A 21,134-nucleotide genomic window follows, 5' to 3' on the forward strand; every position below is an offset into this window, starting at 1 on the left:
ATTGAATGGAAAGATAATACTGAAATTTAACAATCAGTTTTAAAATTTTTATCTTTAATTACAAAATTAGATTTAACACAAGCAATCATTAATAATTCACATTCACACCAAAACCTATTCCCATATCACTATCATAATGCGTAGTAATTCCGAAATTCTTACCTACAATATACTTAAAACCGCCCATGTATTCCTTATCAGTATTCACCATAAACGAGGCTCTCAATCTTGGAGAAACTGGAATATCTTCTCGCATCAATTGCAATCTTACATTTCCATCATGATATATTTCTGTTTGAAAAATAACTAACATTGGCAACGTGTACGCAAATCCCAAACTAGCTTGAATCCGCTTATCTTTTGTACTTCTTTGTCCAAATAAATTTTCTTCTATTTCTTTACTTTCTAATTTTCTATATCTGACGTCAAAACCTACAAAAGGCATAAACCATTGATTTTTTCCGACATATCTTCCAATATGTGTTTCAGATTCATAGCCGTGGTCATCGCTATATCCCAAACGCCATTCGGTTCCAAAACTCCATCTAGCATTTTGAAACATTGCTTGGCCATCATTTCCATTGGTAGCAAAATCATTTTCAGCCATAAAATGCAACTGATTGCTTTCGGCTTGCAGTTTCTTGTAGGCTGCCACTTTGTTTGGTAAAAAGGGATTAGGTTTTGAATCCTCGTAACTAAATACTCGGTTCATTCCAGCCATCATATGATACAAAACATGACAATGAAAAAACCAGTCTCCGTCTGCATTCGCAGCAAATTCGATTACGTCGGTTTCCATTGGCATAATATCTAATACATTTTTAAGCGGAGAGTACTCCCCTTGCCCATTCAATACTCTAAAATCGTGACCGTGCAAATGCATTGGATGACGCATCATAGAATTATTAGTCAAAGTGATGCGAACAATTTCTCCTTTTTTAATTAATATCTTATCAACCTCTGAAAGAACTTTATTATCCATGCTCCAAACGTAACGATTCATGTTTCCGTTTAATTCAAATTTAATTTCACGAATAGGAGCATCTTTTGGTAATGTAGTTACAGTTGGTGATTTCAACATTGAATAATTCAAAGTCACAATATCTGAATTCATATTATGACTTGAATGATCCATTTGCATACCGCTCATTTTCATTTTATCACCATCCATCTTCATACTACCATCATCCATTTTCATTTTCCCGTCATTCATTTTCATAGCATTGCCAGATATTTCTGGATACATGACAGTATTCATATCCATTTTCTGTAAAGACATATCCATTCCCATATCGTTCATTGAACCGTCTATGTTCATCATGCCGTTCATCATTTTCATACCTTCAAAGTATTTTAATTTTGGCATTGGACTAACCAATTGCTTAATTCCCGAACCAATATAAATGGAAGCTGATTTACTTCTATCCTCTGGAGTGACTAAAAATTCATATGAAGTATTGTCTGCTGGAATGATCACAACAACATCGTAGGTTTCTGAAACGCCAATAATTAATCGGTCTACGTCAATAGGTTCTACATCATTCCCATCATTGGCTACTACCGTAATTTTTCCTCCCGCATAATTCAACCAAAAATAAGATGATGCACCACCGTTAGAAATTCGCAATCGTACTTTATCGCCCGCTTTAAATTGCGATAATTGATTTTCATTCGTTCCGTTGATAAGAAAATTTTCGTAATAAATATCACTAACATCCATGGCTAGCATTCGTTTCCACTCGTTGTTAATTTTAGTTTTGAAATGTCCCGCTTTTATCGCTTCAGCATAGCTTTGCGTTGTACCCTTTTTAATTGCAAACCAATCGGAAGCGTTGTGCAGCATTCGATGTACGTTTTTAGGATTTAAATCAGTCCACTCGCTCAAAATTATGGGAACTTGAGGCAAATCGTCAATCCCTTTTCTAAAGGTTGGATCATTTATTTTCTTTTTTAAAATTAGTGAGCCATACATCCCAATTTGCTCTTGTAAGCCAGAATGCGAATGATACCAATGAGTTCCACTTTGAATTATTGGAAAACGATACGTAAATGTTTCGCCGGGCGCGATAGGCATTTGTGTAAGAAAAGGAACACCGTCATATTGATTAGGCAACATTAATCCGTGCCAGTGTAATGAAGTTCCCTCTTTCAGTTTATTATGAACGACAATTTCAGCAATATCGCCTTCTGTAAAAGTCAAGGTTGGCATAGGAATTTGTCCGTTTACAGCAATTGCTCGTTTATCTTTTCCAGAAAAATTTACAACTGTATCGGTTACTGTTAAGTCATATTTTACTACGTTTTGCGCGTTCAAGGCACAAAAACTAAATATAGCTGCAAAGACAACTATTACTTTATTATTTATCATTTTCTAATCTTTTTATCATCATTTTCATTTCCTCAATTTCTTTTTTTTGAGCCTTAATGATATCATCAGCCAGTTTTCTAACCTCTGGATCTTTTATATCTGCTCGTTCACTTGTTAATATTGCAATAGAATGGTGGGGAATCATTGCTTTCATCCATAAAACATCCCCAACGATTGGACTTTGAGTTCGAACAAGAAACAAAGCCGAACTAAATAGAATAAAACTACCAACGACTATTGCTATATTTTTTTTCTTATTCGTATACATTCTCAACATCACTAATAACATTATTACTGCCATTGTTGCTATTCCTAAACATGTCATATAAAATCTTGTAAGACTAAAATATACATGGTCAATCGCATAAGTGTTTAAATACATCGTAACATACATTGCAAGAAAGGACAGCCCTAACATTGAAACGAATTTTGAGTACGTATTGTGCTTTTTGTGTTTCTCTAAATTTTCCATCTTACTATATTCTTAAAGTTAAATACTAATTAATCTATTCGAATAGATCAACTTAATAAATTGATAATCAAATCATTATTTCCATTTTCAATCTTTTGTTGTAATTTGCTCCAATTCCATTCCACATTTCGGACACTTATCGCCTTTACTTCCAATAACTTCTGGATGCATTGGACAAGAATATGATTTGTTATTATCCATCATTTTATGATCGTTACTCATTATCGTTGAATCATGTTTCATCATTGTTGAATCATTCATCATGTGTGATTCTTTATTACTATTGTCTTTGCTAATTTGCTGTTTACAAGAAGTTATAATTAAAAACAAACCTAATAGTAAACTAAAATTTAAAATTTTCATTTTGTAGAGTTTTAATTAGCTGCTAAAGACGTTTATCTGCATCTAAACATTGTTGTTTATTTATTAAAAATTATTTCATAATTCACTTCCTAATTTTTTAAATTAAAAAAAGTATAATACAAATTCAAATAGACTCCATTTGATGCATTGCGATTCATTGAACTAATTAATTCTCTTCGGTAAGCCAAATCTAAACGTGCTTGACTATTAAAAATAAATTGAATAACTGGAACTGCATCTAAATACGATTTACCATTTTCATTGATAGTTTGGCCTACAAATTCTAACATTAAGTTAATATTTGTTTGTTTCAAACTAGTATATTTTTTTGGATACATTAATTTTCCAAAAGACAACGTATAATTAGTGGCTGTGCTTCCAAAATTGTCAGGAAAAGCATGATTTGAAGTATTGTCGAATACCTTCTCAAAACTTACTGTAGAACTGATTGCCAACTTTTTGATCAGTTTTGTAGCAACAATACCAGTTTCAAAACCGGTATTGTTACCCATAATTTCAATTTGTTCTTGAATTACATTAGAATTGTTAAAGCTGTACCTACCAAAAGCAGCCATTCGGAAATGACTATTGATATCATCCTCAGAATAAAAGCGATACTTGGCATAAATGCTCCCGCCTTCTGCTTCTAAATTATCGTTCTTGTTACTGGCAAAAGCTGATGCTCTTAACATCAAGTTTCTGTTGAGTCCATAAGTTACTTCAGGCATAATACTATAAATAGATCCTGATGTCATTTCGCTTTGAAAAGCAGACTGTAACACATTTATTGCTAAAGAATTAGCAGGAACATTACTTGCAGGATCTGTTACCAAAAATAATTCCTGACTCGTTCCTTTTTGAAAAATAAAAACGATAACTAGTACTAGAAATTTCTTCATTATTTTACAATTTTAATATGGAAATCCTTTTCATTGTTCATGGCATACGTTGTGCTGCTCTTGTAAGACTTAGATAGTTTTTTAAACTCTTTATCAGTTACGTAACCTTTATCTAAAACCTGTACTTGAACTTCCTTGTTCTTACTTTCTTTACCGTCTACAACAACGAAAGAGTTTTTCTTTAAAGTTTCAGCATCCACTGTTACAATTAAAGAACCAATAAAAAAACCTGCTTTTTCCACTTTTTCTTTGAATATCGCAGGCGATAGTGAATTATTATCTGCTAATGAAACAATGAAAGTATTTGAATTCAAGTCGATTTCGACATCCTTCACTTCTGGCATTGATTTTAATTGCTTGTTAATAGCGTTTGAACACATGGAGCACGTTAATCCAGTTGCTACAATCTCTGCTTTTGAAATTTGTGCATTACTTACCGCCGAAAATAGTACCATTAAAACTATTAAAGCGCTGTATTTTATATTTACTATTTTCATTTTATTTATTTATTAAATTTATTATTTCTTGATCTGTTGGGTTTTTCATTATTAATATTCCTTCGCTATCAAATAGGAATTTTGAAGGCAACTCTTCTACTCCAAAAACTACTGCTGCGTTAGCATCAAATCCTTTTGGATCAATTAATTGCAAAAAATTTATCTTGTCTTTTTCAATCGCTTTTTTCCATTTAGCAGCGTCTGTATCAATCGAAATTCCAATAATTTCTATTTTACTTGAATCTAAATCTTTATGCATTTGCACTAGCTTTTTATTCCCCACTCTGCATGGTCCGCACCAAGAAGCCCAAAAATCAATTAATACATACTTACCCTTAAATTCGTTTATGTTAACTTTTTTATCTTTATTGCTTTGCAATTCAATTGATGGAATTGTGTTTCCAATTTTTATTTGTGCAAATGAAGTAACACTAAAAGCTACTAATAAAAAGACGATTAGTTTTGTCCTGATATACATTATAAATATTGTTTTTTTTTAAAACAAAGTCCAAATTTTTACAACTGGACTTTGCTAAAGTTATTTAATTGTTTCTACCGTTTTACCGCAAGTCATCATCATCGAACCGTAATATGGATTCTTAACTGCATTTTCTTTGCTCAACCAGTTTGCACCTTTTCCTTTATTTGCCATTGGACAAAACTGATAGTAAACTGGGTTTTCTGTTTTTGAAACCTTGATTAATTCATACATATTTTTTGACAAATTGATAAAACGTTCTCTTTGGTGTTCAATTTCTTTAGTGTCAGCAATGTGTTTCGCATCTTCCTTTAAATTGGTGAAAACTTTCATCCACACCATATGCACATCCATTTCCAATTTATCCATTTGTACCGCTTCTAAATTAGTTAGTAGCGTTTTAGATTTTTCAGCAGCCATTGCTCCGTCTGTACTTACTAATGCATCCTTTACTGCGAAATAATTATCGAAAACTGACGAAAGTTGGTTCATTTCTTTCATTGCTGTATTTGTCATATCCATGTGATTTGCGTGATTTGCGTGATTTTCATAATTCATCGTAGATGCAGTTGCTTTTACTGCAATTTTACTTTCTCTATCATATTGACAACAACCTGGTAATTCATTATAAACATTTTCTGGCGCAAGGAAAGTATCGCTATCGTATCCTGCTAAAGCAATGCGTTTTAAAACTTCGTCTTGAGTTGTTTTTTTAGAATCATAAGTTATCGAAGCCATTTTGCTGTCTTTATTCCAATCAACAGAAGCAACGTTTTTTAGATTACCTGCTTTTTCTATTGTTTTTTCGCACATGCCACAGTTACCGTAAATCTTTACGTTTTCAGTTACTGAATTTTTTATTTGTGCGCTAGAGATTGTAAAGGTTAACAACATCGTTGCTGCAACCATTACATTTGAAATTGAATATTTCATAGTGTAGGGATTTGTGTCAAAAGAGAATTTTCTTTTGAAAGTGATTTAATTAAAATTTTGAATTGTGAACAACAGTAAAATAATTAAGAACGCAAATACGTTACTTGATTAATCTAAAAATTGAAGCTAGTGTACTGCAGATGCAGTGAAGTAGCCATAAGTATGGCTGTCAAGAAATAAAATTAGCCTATTTTAGGAATAAGCCATAATGAAGTGTATCCAGATGACACGAAAGTTTTTGAACTGTAAAACTTTTGTTTTTCTTTAGGAAAATTAAAGAAAGTGTAACCAAATTCATTTTGGCTAAACAAAGCTAAGCTTACTTGTACAGAAGTTGTTGTACAATTTGAATGTCCGCATTGACCGTCGCAACCGCTATTTTTATCAGCAGCATGACTTTCTTCAGAACATCCTTTATGCTCTTGTTTTGAGGTTGTTTCCATTTTACAACATTCTTTTTCTGACTGAGTTCCACACGCATAAGTCAAACTTGGCAGTAAGAACAAGCCAAGAGTTAGAATTACAAAATATATGTGCAACTTTTTAATCATGTGCCAAAGGTAAGAAGTAATTTGTTTTATAGGTTTAATTTTAACTTTCTGTTGGGTTTAGTTAAACAGCATCATTTTATAAAATTAAAGATTTAAAAATAGCCATTGCACTACTCTATCAAGTTTTTGCAATGGCCTACTGCGAAAGATTGTTGCTTTAACAAAAAGTTTTTATTCTTTTAAAAATTTAAAGGTTTTACCGCTTTCTAATTTTAAGAAATATAATCCGTTGTTTAAACCTTGAACATTAATTAGGTAGCAGTTTCTACAATAGAAGTTATATTCAGGTAAATAATAAATATGTTAAGAAGAGTATTGATTAATTACATCAAAAAGCTTTCTAGAATCAATTTCCTCAATTTCTTCTAAGTTAAAATCATATCTAGATCCATCATTTTTATAAATTGTTATAACCTGATTCTCTAATTCTGTTCTCTTCACATTATCAAATGATATTGATTTTCCAAAAAATGTTTTAATCCGGATAAAAATTCCTTTTTTATTATATTGTACATAATTCTTGAACCAAAACATTCTTGAGAAAAATACCGCTTGCGATACATGTCCAATTGCACTAATTCCTTTATTTATTTTTGGGTTTTGAAATTCAATTATTTCAAAAAAACCAAAAATGATACAGAATAAGGATAGTAATACTAATGATATAAAAAACCAATTGTATTGTAAATTGTCAAATTTAATTCTTTTCATTTTTTAAGGATTTATAAAAATTGCTAATTATGCGGTACTTAAGAGGAACGAATTTTGTGCTTTTTTGGTTTTATTAGTCTTATGAATTGTTGTCAATGCTATTCATTAGAAATTAATTTAAAATTATTTAATAATACTTTTGTCTGTTCAATGTCAAAATATTTATTCTTAATAACTTTAATTTTATATTTCAAGGGCAAATATATTCCCCATTTAGAAAAGTCTAAAAGAGTAGGGTTTGCCTGTAAAAGAGTTGAAATATGAGTATCAATATCTATTAAAGGATAGAATATATGCTTCCATTTAGTAATCAAATCTTCTGCTGAAACTTCAATATCAAACGAACTAGTACTCTCGTCAATCCTGTTTTTAATCGCAGCAATATTTAAAAGCAATTGTAAAGTCCTGTTAATTCGTGTTCCAGTAAATGTGAATAGTTGGAAGTGTTTTTCTGATGTCAATAAAGGTCTTTCAGATTGTAAATCCTTAATTTTGAATACTAAAAAATCTTCTCGCATATTTGCTATTTCATCAAAACTAGGCTCATCAAGAAAATCATATTCTATTTTAGAATATAATATTTCAAACATTTTCTCTCTAATTTTCTGATGAATAGCTGCACCTCCACCAAAAAACATTGGCTTTTTACCATCTTTTGCTGATATGACCTCAATTTTCTTAGCTTTGTAGTCAACGAACTTTATCTTCCATATTTTTGCAGATAGCAATATGTTTTCATCCTCAATAATTTGAGGTGAAAAAGGTATTTGACCTATTGTATTGCCAGCATTTACAACTTTAAAGTTTTCTTCAGTTTTGAATACGCTATAAAATTCCCGACTATTAACAATTTTCTCGCCTTCAACGCCTATAATAACTTCGAGTTCAAGTTTTTCTAGAAAATCAATTTCAATCAAATATTGAAGTATTTCTTCAATTTCTGATCGTTCAATCAAATTGAATGCAGCATTTTCTTTCAGTTGTTTTATTAATTCAGTGAGAATTATTCCGGAACGTCCTTTAGTAATTGATAAAGCCTGATGTACCAAAATATCATAAGGCTTTTCATTTTTTTCTGGAGGCTCTATAAAACCTTCTTTATACAAAAGCCAGCAAGCAATAGATTGAAGTAAACTCCATTTATTTGTTGCATAAAGAAATAAATTACTACTTTCTCCGTCTTTTCTACCACTTCTTCCAACTCTCTGAATTAAAGAAGCAATACTATGCGTAGCATCGATTTGGACAACTTCATCAACAGAACCTATATCTATTCCAAGTTCCAGTGTTGATGTACAAGAAATACAAAAGTTATTTCTTTTGTTATTTTTTGCAAAGTATTCTACATATTCTCTTACTTCCCTGTCAACGGAGGAATGATGCGAAAAATAATTAGGATGTCCTTTTACTCTTTCAGATATCTTTTTAAGTTTTACAGCTACTTCTTCAACTCGCCCTCTGCTATTTGGAAAAATTAAAACTTTGTTATCTTTTGTTTCTAAATATAAGTCCTTCAAAAGTTCTAAAGGTAATTCTTCATTTTTACTTTTAAAAAAACGAAATACAGTATTGATTTCTTTCGCTGTTCTATCTATTAGGATTTTTGTTTTTTCTACATTTCCAGTAAACTCTTTTACTTCAATAAATTTATTTTCTTCACTCATTGTGGCAGAAAGACCAACAATACTAAAAGAACTGGAATTTACTTTTTGAAGTCTGCTTAATATGGATTTTAGTTGAGTTCCTCTATCTGTTCCGATAAATGAATGGATTTCATCAATAACTACATACTTTAAATTGGAAAACAACTGTTTGACATTGTAAGGTTTGTTCACAAACATTGCTTCCAATGATTCAGGTGTGATTAGTATAATTCCGCTTGGTTGTTTTATTAATCTTTCTTTCAAAGTTTTGTTAGCTTCTCCGTGCCACTTGGTAACGGTTACATCAAGATTTTTGCAAAGTTCTTCAACACGATAAAACTGATCATTTATAAGAGCAATTAATGGTGAAATATAAAGAACTTGAACACCTGTATCATTGAAGTTTACTTTTGAAAGTATAGGCAAAAATGCTGCTTCTGTTTTACCAGATGCAGTTCTTGAAGCCAAAATAAAATTTTCATCTGAACTCAAAATTCTGGAAATAGCAGCATTTTGAATTGGTCGCAACTGTTCCCAACCCTTATCACGAATAAATTTTCGTATTGGTTCTGAAAGTAAATCAAATGACATTATAATTCTTCTATGCTATCTAATGAAAATTCTTCAGGTCTTTCATCAGAAACTTCAAGTTCTCCAAATAACATGTTTTTATCAATAGTTGGGTTTTGTCGAATAATGTTTAGGATATTTAAGAAGTCCCTAATTACTTCTCTCGGAGTTAAAAATTCTGAAGCACCAGGTTTATTGAATAGTTCCTCCATAAATTGCTGAATTTCATAATCAGAAATTTGTATTTCAGTTTTGTAGTTGTAATCAAAGATTGCTTTTAATTTCTGAAGTAATACAAATATTTCGTTATTATTTAGAGGTAATAATTTCAGAACAGGCTGCGCGAAGTCTCTAATTTGAGCTGTTTCAAATTTATTGGTTGCAAGTCTTGTTTTCAGAGCATCATAACTGAAAAGCCCTCTACGTTGATTTTCCAAGAACTCTTTTGTTCCAGCAAAATTGAAGAATATGTTAGAAACCTTTCCTTGAAAACAATCATTGTAAATAGCTAGAATCTTTTCATAGTTTTTTTCTCTCATTACAGAAGTCGAAATCTTATATAGATTTATAGCTTCGTCAAGATTTATCATAAAACCACTATAACCCATACTTACAAAAAGTTTACAGAAGTTTTTAAGCATATCATAGTAATTTAGGTCATTAATTACCTCTCTAACGCCTAAATCCTGCCTTGCTTCGGTTTTTGTTCTATATTCGCCTTTGAGCCATTTTAATGCATTTCTTCTTAGTTGTTCATCTCCTTTAATGTAACCTTCGTAATATTTCATTACAACTGTTCCAAAGTCGAAACCACCAACGTCAGTAATTTCATTTATGGTTTTCATTATATTGTTCTGAATGAGATTCAAGTATTGCTCATTTCGAATATCAGCTAACGAGATATTATTTTCATCTGCTGTTTTTGTAATAATTTGTTCAATCCATTTTTCCAACAAAGTAGGCAAAGCTCCACCTTCGGGTTTTGTCTGAATGGAAACATTATCCATTATTGCAGAATAAAGTGCAACACCTTTTCCATCATTTGAATACAAACGGTTATCAGGTGTGAAATCTGCATTAGCTACTACAAACTTTTGTTTTAAAGCAACTGTATTGAGCAAGTGAAGCATAAACGATTTACCTGAACCGAAGTCTCCAATCCAGAATTTCACCATACTATGGCCATTTTTCACATCCTCTAAAGCAGATACGACTGCATTTATTTCTTCTGAACGACCAACGGTTATATGTTGAATACCAATCTTTGGAACTACACCACCAATAAGTGAATTGATTATTGAAGTGGCTTCTTTTGGTTTTATGTTATCTATCATTTTGTTGAAATTTTTTGGAAATACTCTGGAATTATTGAATAGTAATCGTCTTCCTCTTCGATTAAGACATCATCTAAAACTTCATAACAGGTTTCATTGACACTTTCGATTACTTGATTTTTAAAGACACCTTTTGATTTTGCAAATTCTTCAATTTCACTTTGAAGAATTGAAAAATTATTTTTATAAAACAGTTCTAAAATAGAAATTTGGATTTGATTAAGTGATAATTTAGGTAAAAATGGTGATTGATGAGATTCATCATTTTTCTGAATTATTTCAATCATTATTTCTTCACTATTTATTTCTTGATTTTGAATCGTGTCATTTTCATCTTCAAAGTCATCACGTAAATATTCATTAAGAAGTTCGACCGTTCCGGAATGTTGTGCTTGAACTTCCTTAATTGTGGTTCTGTCTAGTTGTATTTTTTTTCGTTTTACTTCGTACACTTTCACAACAGCTTTGAGTGCCTTATCTAAATTCTTATCACTTATAAATTCGTTAACAATTTGTTCAAAATCTTGAATTTGCTCATTAGTTTTAAAAAGACCTTTCTGGATTGTCTTTGTTAGTTGCTTGTTGTCAAAGGTTACAGATTTTATATCGTGGTGTAAATAATGAATATAAAGTGTCAATGATGAAACTTTATCATGCTTTGCAATAAATTTTGATGCTTCAAAAAATATATTTTCAATAGAGGGATTCTTTTTATTAAGTTTTCCAAGTTCGATAATTGACTCTACAAATTCCTTTGGATTAATTTTATAATTCGTTGTCAGTTCTTCAAATTTTAATTTCCATCTACTTGTAGTTTGTGAATTAAGCTCAATTTCAGTTGCTTCGTCAGGGTGAATAATTTTAGAAATCAGTGTCGACAATAACTCTGAAACCTTTAAAGTTATTTTTGATTCAACTTCTGTTTTGGCTTCCTCGTTTGTGTGATAAATATCTGTATTTAGTTTCCGTTTGTGTCCATAAAATTCTCGAACTGCGTTCTCACAATATTTGAAAATAATTGAGTAAAATTCATTTGTGGTTGATTCAATACAATATTTATAATTCTGACTTCCATTTCTATATCTAAAGTGTTTCCTTGCAATTACATCTGCAATAAATAAAAATTCCTTTTCAATTGTAGTTCCATCTGATTTGTATTTTGATTTTAACTCTTGTATTACATCAACGTAGAGTTTTAAAACTTCAAGGCAACAAAATTCAATACTACAGAAATTATTACTTGGATAATTAATCTTGTTTAAAAGTATTACTTGTTCTTCACTGAGATTTAATTTGGATTTGTATTTACTACCTAACCTCCAGTAGTCATAATCGTAATCTGAGTTGTAATTTTGATAGCTAAACCTATCCTCTGTTCTAAGTCTTAAGACATCATCACTATATCCGCCTAATTCCATTTTATCGATTAAAAATGAAATACAATAAGATTTGGTTTTGGGATAAAATTCTCCTAAAATTTTCAGTTGACTCTCTAATTTTGATATACTTTTATGATCATCATATTCATTTAGCAAGTCAAACAATAAAATGAAAGCATAATTCATATTCCCTTCTAAATCAAAATATGTACCATTTAAAAAGTTGATTTTAAAAATGCAATAAAATTTCTCTTGTTCATCAGAAGTACTGTTTAGTTCAGAATATGAATAAACGTAACGGTGTGACCAGTAAGGCACGCCACTACTGTATTTTTTCAAATGGTTGTTCGAGTTAATGTTATAAGTTTGGTCTGTTACATCAATTATTGAGTCATCGTTATAACTACTAGTTCCGTTACTTGTCGTCACAGCAATCTTAATATTTTTGACAAGGTTTTGAACTAATTCATCGTGAATTTCTTTTTCTGATTTCTGTCTGATTTTCAAATTTGTGTAAATAGCCTCTTGTCGTGTTGGCTTTTTGTTGCCTTTAACAACAATAATTATTAAAATTATTACTCCAATTATAATTAATGCTGTCATTCGTTTTAAATCTTAGTTGTCAATGTAAAGAAATTGTTGGTGCTGAGGAAAAAGCAAATTTGCTTTAACCTACAGATATTATTATTAACTTTTTATTTTATTTTTTGTGTCCATAATGTAATCGAAACTTTTTTCATCAGAGCCATAAATCGAATACAAAATCAAATATATGCTTAATTCTTTATTTAATCAATTAAATAATTAATCTTTTTCTTTCAATTTAAAATATCTAAAACAAAAAAACCATTGTAAAACTTCTTCAAACTTCACAATGGTTTTTCATTTATAAAACAGAAAATAATCTATTTCATTTTTTGTCTTTTAACCGGTTTTTCGGTTGGTTCGTTTTTTTTTTGTAACAAATAATTAGCCAACAGCTTTTCGATCAGTTCATCTTTTGTTAAGTGATGGAAAACGGTTTTTATTTTTGTTTTCAATTCCGCGTCCACTTCGTGGTTGGGTTTGGTTTTGAATATTTGTTTCGCCCATAAAAGGGTATTGTTTTCTTCGATGCTTAGTGAACTCGGTTTTTTAAATTCAGTGAATTTAATTCCTAATTCTTTTTCGAAATCGGCAATTTCATCTACTTCTTCCGGTTGCAATACGGTTAAGGAAAGTCCCTTTGCTCCTGCTCTTGCTGTTCTTCCGCTACGGTGAACATAAGCTTCATAAGCATCTGGTAAATGGTAATTAACCACATACGAAATTTCCTTTACGTCAATTCCTCTTGCCGCAAGATCTGTAGCCACTAATATATTGATATGACCTTCACGGAATTGCTCCATGATACGATCTCTAATTCCTTGTGATAAACTTCCGTGCAAGGCGCCTGATGAAAAACGATTGATTGCTAAATTTTTAGCTAGTTTATTGACAGCAGCTTTAGTTTTACAAAAGATAATTCCACGTTCGCCTTCTTTTGAATTTAGGAAATGCATTAAAACATCAAGTTTTTCAATAGGATCTACTACAATATATTCGTGATCAATTCCTTGATTTCCTACTGTTTCCATGTTAGCATTTACCTGAACCACGTTTTTATTTAAGTAATTCTGAACCAGTTGCTTGATGGTTCCCGGCATAGTTGCTGAGAACAAAAAGGTTTTGTGCTCTTTAGGTAATTCGGCTACGATTTCGTCAAGGCTTTCTTTTAAGATAGAAACCATTTCATCTGCTTCATCCAGCACTAGAAACTTAGTTTCTTTAAGATTGATTGCTTTACGCTGAATTAAATCAATTAAACGTCCTGGCGTTGCTACTACTATGTGCGTTGGCGCTGATAAACGTTCAATTTGTGGTTTGATTGGAATTCCTCCGCAAGTTGCTGCGATAGAAACTTCAGGCAAGAAAGTCGCAAAAGACTCTAAATTCTTAAATATTTGTTGGCCTAATTCTCTTGTTGGCGCTAAGATAACCGCTTGAACGAGTGTCGAATTAGTATCTATTAATTGTAAAATAGGCAATCCAAAAGCAGCTGTTTTACCAGTTCCTGTTTTAGCTAATCCAACAAAATCAGTTGTGTTAGCTAACAATAACGGTATTGTTTTTTGCTGAATTTCTGTCGGAGTAACAATATTCAAATCAGAAAGTGCATTCAATATTGGTTTAGAAATTCCTAAATCAGCGAATTGTTTTGACATTTTTTTGGATTTTATAATTTGGAAAAAATAGTTATTTGTAATCGTGAACGCTAGCCCCAATAGTAGCGGCATCCTGTTGTGGCGGTGTTCGCCACAATAGATATAGCGAATAGTGGGAAACAGCTCCTGAAAAAAGAATTAATCTTCATCAGGTTCGTTCATGATTTTCTCACGGTATTTTTTACCTGTTAGTAATACTAGTTTCAATTTATAATCGTCCACTAGCCATTCACGGTAATTTTTACTGCATTGACTCAAGCATTTTGAATAACGCTTGATGCGGCAATCAATATCGTCCTCTAACAATTTACCTAAACCTTTTGCTTCCTGCAAAGTTTCTGTATTATCAACACACATCGCGGCATGTTGCTCTAATGATTTATCTAAAACTTCCTTAGAACGTAAATTTTGCTTGATAATTAATTTGTGTTCTTCATCGACATCAAAAGTTACGATGGCAGTTTTACTGAATTTTTCACGTAATTCAGGAGGCATACTGTATTTAAAATACAATTCAATCTCCGTATCATCACGTAAATTCTCTAAATAAAACTCAGGAGATTTAAAAATATGTTGCCAGTTTACAGGCTCACTCCACAATCCAAATCGTGCTGCATTATTTCCTAAATCGATCACATTGAAGGTATCTTTATTAGGTAATTTACGAGAACCACGACCTATCATTTGGTAATACAAGGTCAATGATTTAGTAGCCCTATTTAAAATAATAGTCTCAACTGTAGGTTCATCAAAACCTGTGGTTAAAATCCCAACAGATGTCAAAATAGCATCTGGAGTGTGCTTGAACCAATGCAAAATTTCTTTACGTTCCTCAGTACTACTGGTGTTATCTAAGTGACGAATTTCGTAACCGGCTTCCCTAAATGTTTCATATACATATAAAGAAGTATTGATTCCGTTATTAAAAATCAAGGTTTTTTTTCCAATAGATTTCTCAGTGTAGGCATGCAATAATTTTTCTTGCATAGCCATATTGGTATATAAATCATCTGAAGATTTTACGGTATAATCTCCGTTGATTCCCACTTTTAAGGATGTCAAGCCAACGTCATAACTGTAAGTAATGGCTTTTGCCAAAAATCCTTTATCAATTAACGAACTGATAGTGTCTCCCACTATTAATTCATCGTAGCTTTCATGCATTGGTAGTTTTATATTCGAGCTTAGAGGTGTCGCTGTAACTCCTAATATAAATGCATTTTTAAAAGAGCTTAGTAATTTTCTAAAGGAGTTGTAATGCGCCTCATCTATAATTACTAAACCTATATTATCCAAATGCAATTTTTCATCATTGATTCGGTTTTTTAAAGTTTCCACCATTGCCACAAAACAAGAGTAGTCGTTTTGATCTGGCAGTTCTTTCACTTTACTGTTGATGATTTTGTTTTTTACATCAAAACCCTTCAACATTTTTGAAGTTTGTTTACAAAGTTCGATTCGGTGTGTTAAAACCACCACTTTCTTATCATGCTTAGATAAATAACGGCGAACTATTTCAGAGAATACAACAGTTTTCCCACCGCCTGTAGGCAATTGATATAATAAGTGATGTTGACGAGGTCCATTATCGATACGTTCAAAAATGGCATCTATGTCTCCTTTTTGGTAGGCATAAAGTTCTTTTTTGTCTTCGATTTCAATTTCTAAGGTGTTTTGCGACATTTCTTGCTATTGGATTTTTGCAAAAATACGCCTAAAAAACAGTTTATCTATTACTTTTAATTAAAAATATGAGGGAATATTTAATTAATATTGATCTATGTATCAAATATTCAATGGTGCTTACCATTAATTTTTTTATTTTAAAAATAAAATTTTACGTTACTGCATTTGCGAAATTTAAAAATATCCGACATCAATCTAGTATTCAAATCGCTCGATAACCGCATTAAATTCAGGTTCGTTAAACCATTTTTGAGAAATAGATTGATTGTGAATTGCAATTATCCTAGCTTTGAAATCCGTGAGTATTCCATTTGCTATTAAATATACTACTGCTTGCTCAAAAGAATTGAACATACTTTTGTAGAATAATTCGTGTTTTATCACATTTTCAGCTGAAAATGTTTGAGCAATTTCAATATTGTATAACATAACATCGGCAATTAAAAAAGGATCCACTCCAAGAATTATAAAATGCTTAATGTATTTCTGAGCAACTGAACGTCTCATTTTTGGTTTGCTCCTTCGCCCTGACTTTTTAAGGGGATAATATTCCTGTGAAATTTTGAGTTTACATTCTTGCAAAAGTGTTTCTTCTTTTGGGTTAAAAACAAAATTATAATAGACTTTTACAGGACTAAATTTTTCGTACAATTCTATGATTTGCTCTTCAAGCTGTTCTTTATTTAATTCAGCTAAATATTTTTTTAAATCGCGCTTGCTCATTATCAAAGTTTAAGAATACAAAAGTAAATTAGTTTAGGAATCAATACACTTAAAATCAATGTTAATCCTTATTTTTGCTGACTAAAACTAAATTTAATCTAAATGCTCAAGATATTTAAAATTACCGCAATTGTAGAGGGAATTTCTGCTTTATTATTATTTTTCTTTGCTATGCCTATGAAATATATTTTTAATGATCCTTATTATGTTAAACACATTGGTATGGCTCATGGAGTATTATTTACATTATATATTGTGCTTGCCACAATTTTATATTTTAAAGAAAAATGGGACTTTAAAAAATATTTCATTATTTGCATCGCATCAATTCCTCCTTTTGGCACTTTTTATATAGAAAGAAAATATCTTAAAAATGTATAATTATTTAGAGAAATTTTTTCATCTATTCTATCCAATATTTAGGAAATGGGGATTAGGAAGTAGTCTCGCTTCCCATTTAAGTTTGATGTTAAATAGTATTATGCTATGTCTTTTAGCGTATGCAATTTATGTAATATTCAGACTTATTTTGGTTACCATCATGGTTCTAATTGCGCAAAAAACAAAAACAAAATTTGATGATTTATTAGTTACTAATAAAACGGCAAAGTACATAGCACATCTTATTCCTTTTTTATTGATCTATAAATCTGTTCCTATAATTCTGGATCGGTATGAATATTGGGAGGGTCTATTTGGAAAATTTGTTGGTATTTATATCGTCGTTTTAATTTTATGGATCGTTCGTACTATTTTTAATGCTTTACGCGACTATTTGAAGTTGAAGCCTCGTTATAGTGATAAACCTATTGACAGTTTTATTCAGGTTATAATGATTGTTTTATGGGCTTTTGGGATTGCTGTTATCATATCAAAATTATTTGAGATCAATCAAAAAGAGCTTTTAACTATTTTAGGAGCTGTTTCAGCAGTGATAATTTTAATTTTTAGAGATACTATTTTAGGATTCGTGTCAAGCGTTCAAGTATCCATAAATGATATGATTCGCATAGGCGATTGGATAACTATGGATCGTTTTGGAGCTGATGGTGATGTTATTGAAATTAATCTTGCCACCGTAAAAGTTCGTAATTTTGATAATACAACAACTACTATTCCTACTTATAGTTTGAGTTCTGATTCTTTCCAAAACTGGCGCGGAATGCTTAATTCAGATGGACGACGAATTAAAAGACATCTATTAATTAAAACAAGTACAATTCGTTTTTTAGAGGACGCAGAGTTGGAAAATTTAAAAAAAATTCAATTGTTAACCAGTTTTATTGATACAAGAAAAATTGAAATAAGCAAATTTAACTCTGAAAATAAAATTGATAAAAGCTTACCTATTAATGGTCGACATATGACAAATTTAGGTCTGTTTAGAAAATATATTACTGAATATTTACTCCATCATCCCGCATTAAATCAAGATATGTTGATGATTTGTCGTCAATTACAATCTACCGCGCATGGTGTTCCACTTGAAGTTTATGCTTTTTCAAGTGACAAGCGATTTGAAAATTACGAGTATATCATGTCAGACATATTTGATCATATTATAGCATCGGTTAGCTATTTCGATCTTGAAATTTTTGAAACGGCAACTGAGCAGTATGAAAAAGCAAAATAAAGGCACTAATAAAACTTAATTTTAAACGAATCATTAATTGATTTTCTTTTCATATTTAAATAGTTTAATTTTAATTTGTATGACAGAAACTGTTTTTTCACAAGTTTAAATTTTGATTTCTTTTAAACAGTGGTAAATTCAAAACTTATTCAACAATTCATTTTTTGACTTAAAATCATAATGTTTTGTTTATATAAGTGATTTTTGCATGATTCTTATCTCATTTTTTTTAATTTTAAAGAAAAAAAAAATGAACACACGCGACACTTTTCTTTCACAACTCAGAGGACAGGCAATTGGCTCAATATCTTCTGAGTCTTCAATCGAAGAATCTTTTCAAAATGAAACGCTTCGACCAATCTTAAAATTACAAAATGATCTTTTTATTGCATCTTTTAAGAATTATATAGAAAGAAACAAAGTAGAATTCCAATCAAAAACCATCGAGGCAAAACTAGCTGTGATTGATAATGCCGTGCAGAAAGATGCTAAATTTAGCAGTATGGTAAAGGGAATTATAATAGGTTTATTCACATTAGAAGAATATGCGGTGTATTCCCAAAATTCTTCAAATATCAATAAGAGAATAATGAGTATGTTATTAGAGCGATTAAAAAGTCAAGTGCAACTTTTTGATTAAACAATTATGTTTCTCAAGGTAATTTAAAATATATTTTTTCTTTAAACAGGAAAAATATATTTTTTTGACCTTTTTTATTTTCTGCTAGCTCTATTTGTAGATCATGAGGTCTCCCTTTTACTTTATCTTCATTTCAATTTATAGACTATAAATATCTTTTTTTTAAAAAAGCATATCTTCTTTAGCGCAATTATATCATTTATTCATATTTTATATTTGTTTATCATTTATATCGTAATAATTATATTCAATGATATAATTGTGTTTTATTCCTAATTATTTTCATTATAATTGTTAAAATTAAATATATGAAGGAAGAGTATTTTAAATGGCATTCTCCAAATTTAGGCAGAGAAATTGAAATGCTTGTTTTTGGATATTCTGGTTATCCCATAATTCTATTTCCCACTTCAATGGGATCCTATCATGAGAATAAAGATATGGGGCTTATAGAATCAGCAAGATGGTATGTTGAACAAGGTCTTATTCAAATCTTTTGTCCTGATAGTGTAGATAAAGACAGTTTTTATAACAAGCAAATTCATCCAATACATCGCATGGAAAATCATGTTCGTTATGATAAACTAATTTGTCATGAAATTGTTGAAAGAGTAAAAAACAATACTACAGCAGGAAAAGTAGCCGTTGCTGGTTGCAGTTTTGGTGGTTATCATGCAGCTAACTTTGCATTTAGACATCCTGGCTATGTAAGTCATTTATTTTCTATGAGTGGCGCTTTTACTATCAAAAATTTTATGGATGGTTTTCATAATGACGATGTGTTTTATAACAGTCCCGAAGATTATTTATATGGATTAAACGATCATGAATTGTGGAACATGGATATTGTATTAGGAACTTCAAATTGGGATATTTGCTTAGATGCCAACTTAAAAATGAGTAAAGTGTTAAGCGATAAAAATGTTCATCATTGGTTAGACATTCGCCAGGATCAAAAACATGATTGGCCAGTTTGGAAAGAAATGTTTCCGCATTATCTATCAAGAATTAAATTTTATTAAAAACATAAACTTAAAAAGATGAAAAAAATAGGAATTTTATTTGGTATGGAAGATACATTCCCTCAGGCATTTATAGATAGAGTTAACTCAAAAAATGAAAAAGGAATTATTGCCGAAGCCGTTTCAATTGACAAAGTGGTGCAAAACAAGGACGGCGAATATGCAGTGATCATTGATAGAATTTCACAAGACGTTCCCTTTTATCGTGCTTATTTAAAAAATGCAGCATTGACTGGGACAAATGTTATCAATAATCCGTTTTGGTGGAGTGCAGATGACAAGTTTTTTAATAATGCACTCGCTGATACTTTAGGAGTTCCGTTGCCCAATACTGTGATTTTACCTTCCGCTGAGCATCCTACAGACACAACTGGAAAATCTTTTAGAAATTTAAAATATCCAATGGATTGGGAAGGCATCTTTGATTATATAGGATTTCCTGCTTACATGAAACCTTATGCCGGTGGTGGTTGGAAAAATGTTTACCGACTCGAAAACAAAGAAGAGTTTTGGGAAAAACACCAAGAAACAGGACAATTAGTAATGATGTTACAAGAAGAAATTGTATTTACCGAGTATTTCAGGGTATATTGTTTAGGCGGAAAAGCGGTGCGTATTATGCAATATGAACCAAGAAATCCACACCATTTGCGTTACGTTATTGATGGCCCTGCTACAGATAAAAAATTATTGGCAACAGTAAAGGATTATACATTGCGTTTGTGCAAAGGCTTAGGATACGACTTTAATACTGTAGAATTTGCGGTGCGTGAAGGAATTCCTTATGCAATTGATTTTGGAAATCCAGCACCTGATGCAGAATTAACTTCGGTTGGTGCTGAAAATTTTGAATGGGTGGTGGAAGAGGCCGCTAAAATGGCTATTGCTGCTGCAAAAAAGCAAAAAGCCGGAAAAATGAATTTGACTTGGGGAACTTTTATAAAAGAAGCTGCTGCAGGAAAATAATCTGGAATAACTTTCTCAATGCC

20 protein-coding genes are annotated in these 21,134 nt (G+C 31.1%); 5 read left to right on the forward strand and 15 right to left on the reverse strand.

Annotated features, from left to right (window positions below; translation table 11 throughout):
- Nucleotides 1-88: 88 nt before the first annotated feature.
- The 15 genes from BUA99_RS10390 to BUA99_RS10460 all read right to left on the reverse strand — a co-directional run bounded on the left by BUA99_RS10390 (nt 89) and on the right by BUA99_RS10460 (nt 16,850).
- A complete protein-coding gene (locus tag BUA99_RS10390) occupies nt 89-2,368 on the reverse strand; it encodes a multicopper oxidase domain-containing protein (RefSeq protein ID WP_072991837.1) in 2,280 nt (759 codons plus the stop codon).
- On the reverse strand, nt 2,358-2,840 hold the full coding sequence (locus BUA99_RS10395; protein WP_072991840.1) for a DUF305 domain-containing protein: 483 nt from the start codon (nt 2,838-2,840) through the stop codon (nt 2,358-2,360). The genes BUA99_RS10390 and BUA99_RS10395 overlap by 11 nt, the downstream gene beginning before the upstream one ends.
- Before the next feature lie 87 nt (nt 2,841-2,927).
- Nucleotides 2,928-3,203 (reverse strand): heavy metal-binding domain-containing protein, encoded by a 276-nt coding sequence (locus BUA99_RS10400; protein WP_072991843.1) that lies wholly within the window; start codon nt 3,201-3,203, stop codon nt 2,928-2,930.
- Nucleotides 3,204-3,292: 89 nt separating this feature from the next.
- The gene (locus BUA99_RS10405; RefSeq protein WP_072991845.1) at nt 3,293-4,102 is read right to left on the reverse strand and encodes a hypothetical protein; all 810 of its coding nucleotides are present in this window, start codon (nt 4,100-4,102) and stop codon (nt 3,293-3,295) included.
- Nucleotides 4,102-4,599 carry a heavy-metal-associated domain-containing protein gene (locus BUA99_RS10410; RefSeq protein WP_072991847.1) on the reverse strand — a complete coding sequence of 166 codons (498 nt, stop codon included), beginning with the start codon at nt 4,597-4,599 and terminating at the stop codon, nt 4,102-4,104. Before BUA99_RS10410 ends, BUA99_RS10405 begins: the two co-directional genes overlap by 1 nt.
- A 1-nt stretch (nt 4,600) precedes the next feature.
- Nucleotides 4,601-5,077, reverse strand: a complete 477-nt coding sequence (locus tag BUA99_RS10415; protein WP_072991850.1) for a TlpA family protein disulfide reductase — start codon at nt 5,075-5,077, stop codon at nt 4,601-4,603.
- Nucleotides 5,078-5,137: 60 nt separating this feature from the next.
- Entirely contained in the window at nt 5,138-6,010 is an 873-nt protein-coding gene (locus BUA99_RS10420) for a DUF3347 domain-containing protein (RefSeq protein ID WP_072991853.1), read from the reverse strand.
- 182 nt (nt 6,011-6,192) lie between these two features.
- Nucleotides 6,193-6,453, reverse strand: coding sequence for a hypothetical protein (locus BUA99_RS10425; protein ID WP_143151749.1), 261 nt, complete (start codon nt 6,451-6,453; stop codon nt 6,193-6,195).
- A gap of 411 nt (nt 6,454-6,864) precedes the next feature.
- Nucleotides 6,865-7,272 carry a hypothetical protein gene (locus BUA99_RS10430; protein ID WP_072991857.1) on the reverse strand — a complete coding sequence of 136 codons (408 nt, stop codon included), beginning with the start codon at nt 7,270-7,272 and terminating at the stop codon, nt 6,865-6,867.
- Between the two features lie 98 nt (nt 7,273-7,370).
- A complete protein-coding gene (locus BUA99_RS10435; protein WP_072991860.1) occupies nt 7,371-9,506 on the reverse strand; it encodes a DEAD/DEAH box helicase in 2,136 nt (711 codons plus the stop codon).
- A complete protein-coding gene (locus BUA99_RS10440; protein ID WP_072991862.1) occupies nt 9,506-10,819 on the reverse strand; it encodes an ATP-binding protein in 1,314 nt (437 codons plus the stop codon). The genes BUA99_RS10435 and BUA99_RS10440 overlap by 1 nt, the downstream gene beginning before the upstream one ends.
- On the reverse strand, nt 10,816-12,801 hold the full coding sequence (locus BUA99_RS10445; protein ID WP_072991865.1) for a tellurite resistance TerB C-terminal domain-containing protein: 1,986 nt from the start codon (nt 12,799-12,801) through the stop codon (nt 10,816-10,818). The genes BUA99_RS10440 and BUA99_RS10445 overlap by 4 nt, the downstream gene beginning before the upstream one ends.
- Nucleotides 12,802-13,103: 302 nt before the next feature.
- Nucleotides 13,104-14,441: a DEAD/DEAH box helicase gene (locus BUA99_RS10450; protein WP_072991868.1), complete on the reverse strand. Its 1,338-nt coding sequence runs from the start codon at nt 14,439-14,441 to the stop codon at nt 13,104-13,106.
- A 138-nt stretch (nt 14,442-14,579) separates the two neighbouring features.
- The gene (locus BUA99_RS10455) at nt 14,580-16,124 is read right to left on the reverse strand and encodes a DEAD/DEAH box helicase (RefSeq protein ID WP_072991871.1); all 1,545 of its coding nucleotides are present in this window, start codon (nt 16,122-16,124) and stop codon (nt 14,580-14,582) included.
- A 198-nt stretch (nt 16,125-16,322) separates the two neighbouring features.
- Nucleotides 16,323-16,850, reverse strand: a complete 528-nt coding sequence (locus BUA99_RS10460; RefSeq protein WP_072991874.1) for a DUF6155 family protein — start codon at nt 16,848-16,850, stop codon at nt 16,323-16,325.
- 102 nt (nt 16,851-16,952) lie between these two features.
- On the opposite strand from BUA99_RS10460, the gene BUA99_RS10465 reads away from it, so the two are divergent.
- The 5 genes from BUA99_RS10465 (at nt 16,953) to BUA99_RS10485 (ending at nt 21,111) form a co-directional block, all read left to right on the forward strand.
- Entirely contained in the window at nt 16,953-17,231 is a 279-nt protein-coding gene (locus BUA99_RS10465; protein ID WP_072991877.1) for a DUF3817 domain-containing protein, read from the forward strand.
- Nucleotides 17,224-18,483, forward strand: coding sequence for a mechanosensitive ion channel family protein (locus tag BUA99_RS10470; RefSeq protein WP_072991879.1), 1,260 nt, complete (start codon nt 17,224-17,226; stop codon nt 18,481-18,483). The genes BUA99_RS10465 and BUA99_RS10470 overlap by 8 nt, the downstream gene beginning before the upstream one ends.
- A gap of 250 nt (nt 18,484-18,733) precedes the next feature.
- Nucleotides 18,734-19,123, forward strand: a complete 390-nt coding sequence (locus BUA99_RS10475; RefSeq protein WP_072992125.1) for a glyoxalase — start codon at nt 18,734-18,736, stop codon at nt 19,121-19,123.
- Between the two features lie 308 nt (nt 19,124-19,431).
- Nucleotides 19,432-20,145 carry an esterase family protein gene (locus BUA99_RS10480; RefSeq protein ID WP_072991882.1) on the forward strand — a complete coding sequence of 238 codons (714 nt, stop codon included), beginning with the start codon at nt 19,432-19,434 and terminating at the stop codon, nt 20,143-20,145.
- 18 nt (nt 20,146-20,163) lie between these two features.
- A complete protein-coding gene (locus BUA99_RS10485) occupies nt 20,164-21,111 on the forward strand; it encodes an ATP-grasp domain-containing protein (protein ID WP_072991883.1) in 948 nt (315 codons plus the stop codon).
- Nucleotides 21,112-21,134 lie beyond the last annotated feature (23 nt).

Origin of the sequence: Flavobacterium segetis, assembly GCF_900129575.1 — a bacterium.
Lineage (GTDB): Bacteria > Bacteroidota > Bacteroidia > Flavobacteriales > Flavobacteriaceae > Flavobacterium > Flavobacterium segetis.

Bases quoted from the DNA above. Each gene is read 5' to 3' on its own strand.
- BUA99_RS10460 (WP_072991874.1), bottom strand. From the start codon at position 16,850: ATGAGCAAGCGCGATTTAAAAAAATATTTAGCTGAATTAAATAAAGAA.
- BUA99_RS10390 (WP_072991837.1), bottom strand. From the start codon at position 2,368: ATGATAAATAATAAAGTAATAGTTGTCTTTGCAGCTATATTTAGTTTT.
- BUA99_RS10450 (WP_072991868.1), bottom strand. From the start codon at position 14,441: ATGTCAAAACAATTCGCTGATTTAGGAATTTCTAAACCAATATTGAAT.
- BUA99_RS10410 (WP_072991847.1), bottom strand. From the start codon at position 4,599: ATGAAAATAGTAAATATAAAATACAGCGCTTTAATAGTTTTAATGGTA.
- BUA99_RS10445 (WP_072991865.1), bottom strand. From the start codon at position 12,801: ATGACAGCATTAATTATAATTGGAGTAATAATTTTAATAATTATTGTT.
- BUA99_RS10480 (WP_072991882.1), top strand. From the start codon at position 19,432: ATGAAGGAAGAGTATTTTAAATGGCATTCTCCAAATTTAGGCAGAGAA.
- BUA99_RS10415 (WP_072991850.1), bottom strand. From the start codon at position 5,077: ATGTATATCAGGACAAAACTAATCGTCTTTTTATTAGTAGCTTTTAGT.
- BUA99_RS10420 (WP_072991853.1), bottom strand. From the start codon at position 6,010: ATGAAATATTCAATTTCAAATGTAATGGTTGCAGCAACGATGTTGTTA.
- BUA99_RS10440 (WP_072991862.1), bottom strand. From the start codon at position 10,819: ATGATAGATAACATAAAACCAAAAGAAGCCACTTCAATAATCAATTCA.
- BUA99_RS10395 (WP_072991840.1), bottom strand. From the start codon at position 2,840: ATGGAAAATTTAGAGAAACACAAAAAGCACAATACGTACTCAAAATTC.
- BUA99_RS10430 (WP_072991857.1), bottom strand. From the start codon at position 7,272: ATGAAAAGAATTAAATTTGACAATTTACAATACAATTGGTTTTTTATA.
- BUA99_RS10425 (WP_143151749.1), bottom strand. From the start codon at position 6,453: ATGGAAACAACCTCAAAACAAGAGCATAAAGGATGTTCTGAAGAAAGT.
- BUA99_RS10485 (WP_072991883.1), top strand. From the start codon at position 20,164: ATGAAAAAAATAGGAATTTTATTTGGTATGGAAGATACATTCCCTCAG.
- BUA99_RS10470 (WP_072991879.1), top strand. From the start codon at position 17,224: ATGTATAATTATTTAGAGAAATTTTTTCATCTATTCTATCCAATATTT.
- BUA99_RS10475 (WP_072992125.1), top strand. From the start codon at position 18,734: ATGAACACACGCGACACTTTTCTTTCACAACTCAGAGGACAGGCAATT.
- BUA99_RS10400 (WP_072991843.1), bottom strand. From the start codon at position 3,203: ATGAAAATTTTAAATTTTAGTTTACTATTAGGTTTGTTTTTAATTATA.
- BUA99_RS10455 (WP_072991871.1), bottom strand. From the start codon at position 16,124: ATGTCGCAAAACACCTTAGAAATTGAAATCGAAGACAAAAAAGAACTT.
- BUA99_RS10405 (WP_072991845.1), bottom strand. From the start codon at position 4,102: ATGAAGAAATTTCTAGTACTAGTTATCGTTTTTATTTTTCAAAAAGGA.
- BUA99_RS10435 (WP_072991860.1), bottom strand. From the start codon at position 9,506: ATGTCATTTGATTTACTTTCAGAACCAATACGAAAATTTATTCGTGAT.
- BUA99_RS10465 (WP_072991877.1), top strand. From the start codon at position 16,953: ATGCTCAAGATATTTAAAATTACCGCAATTGTAGAGGGAATTTCTGCT.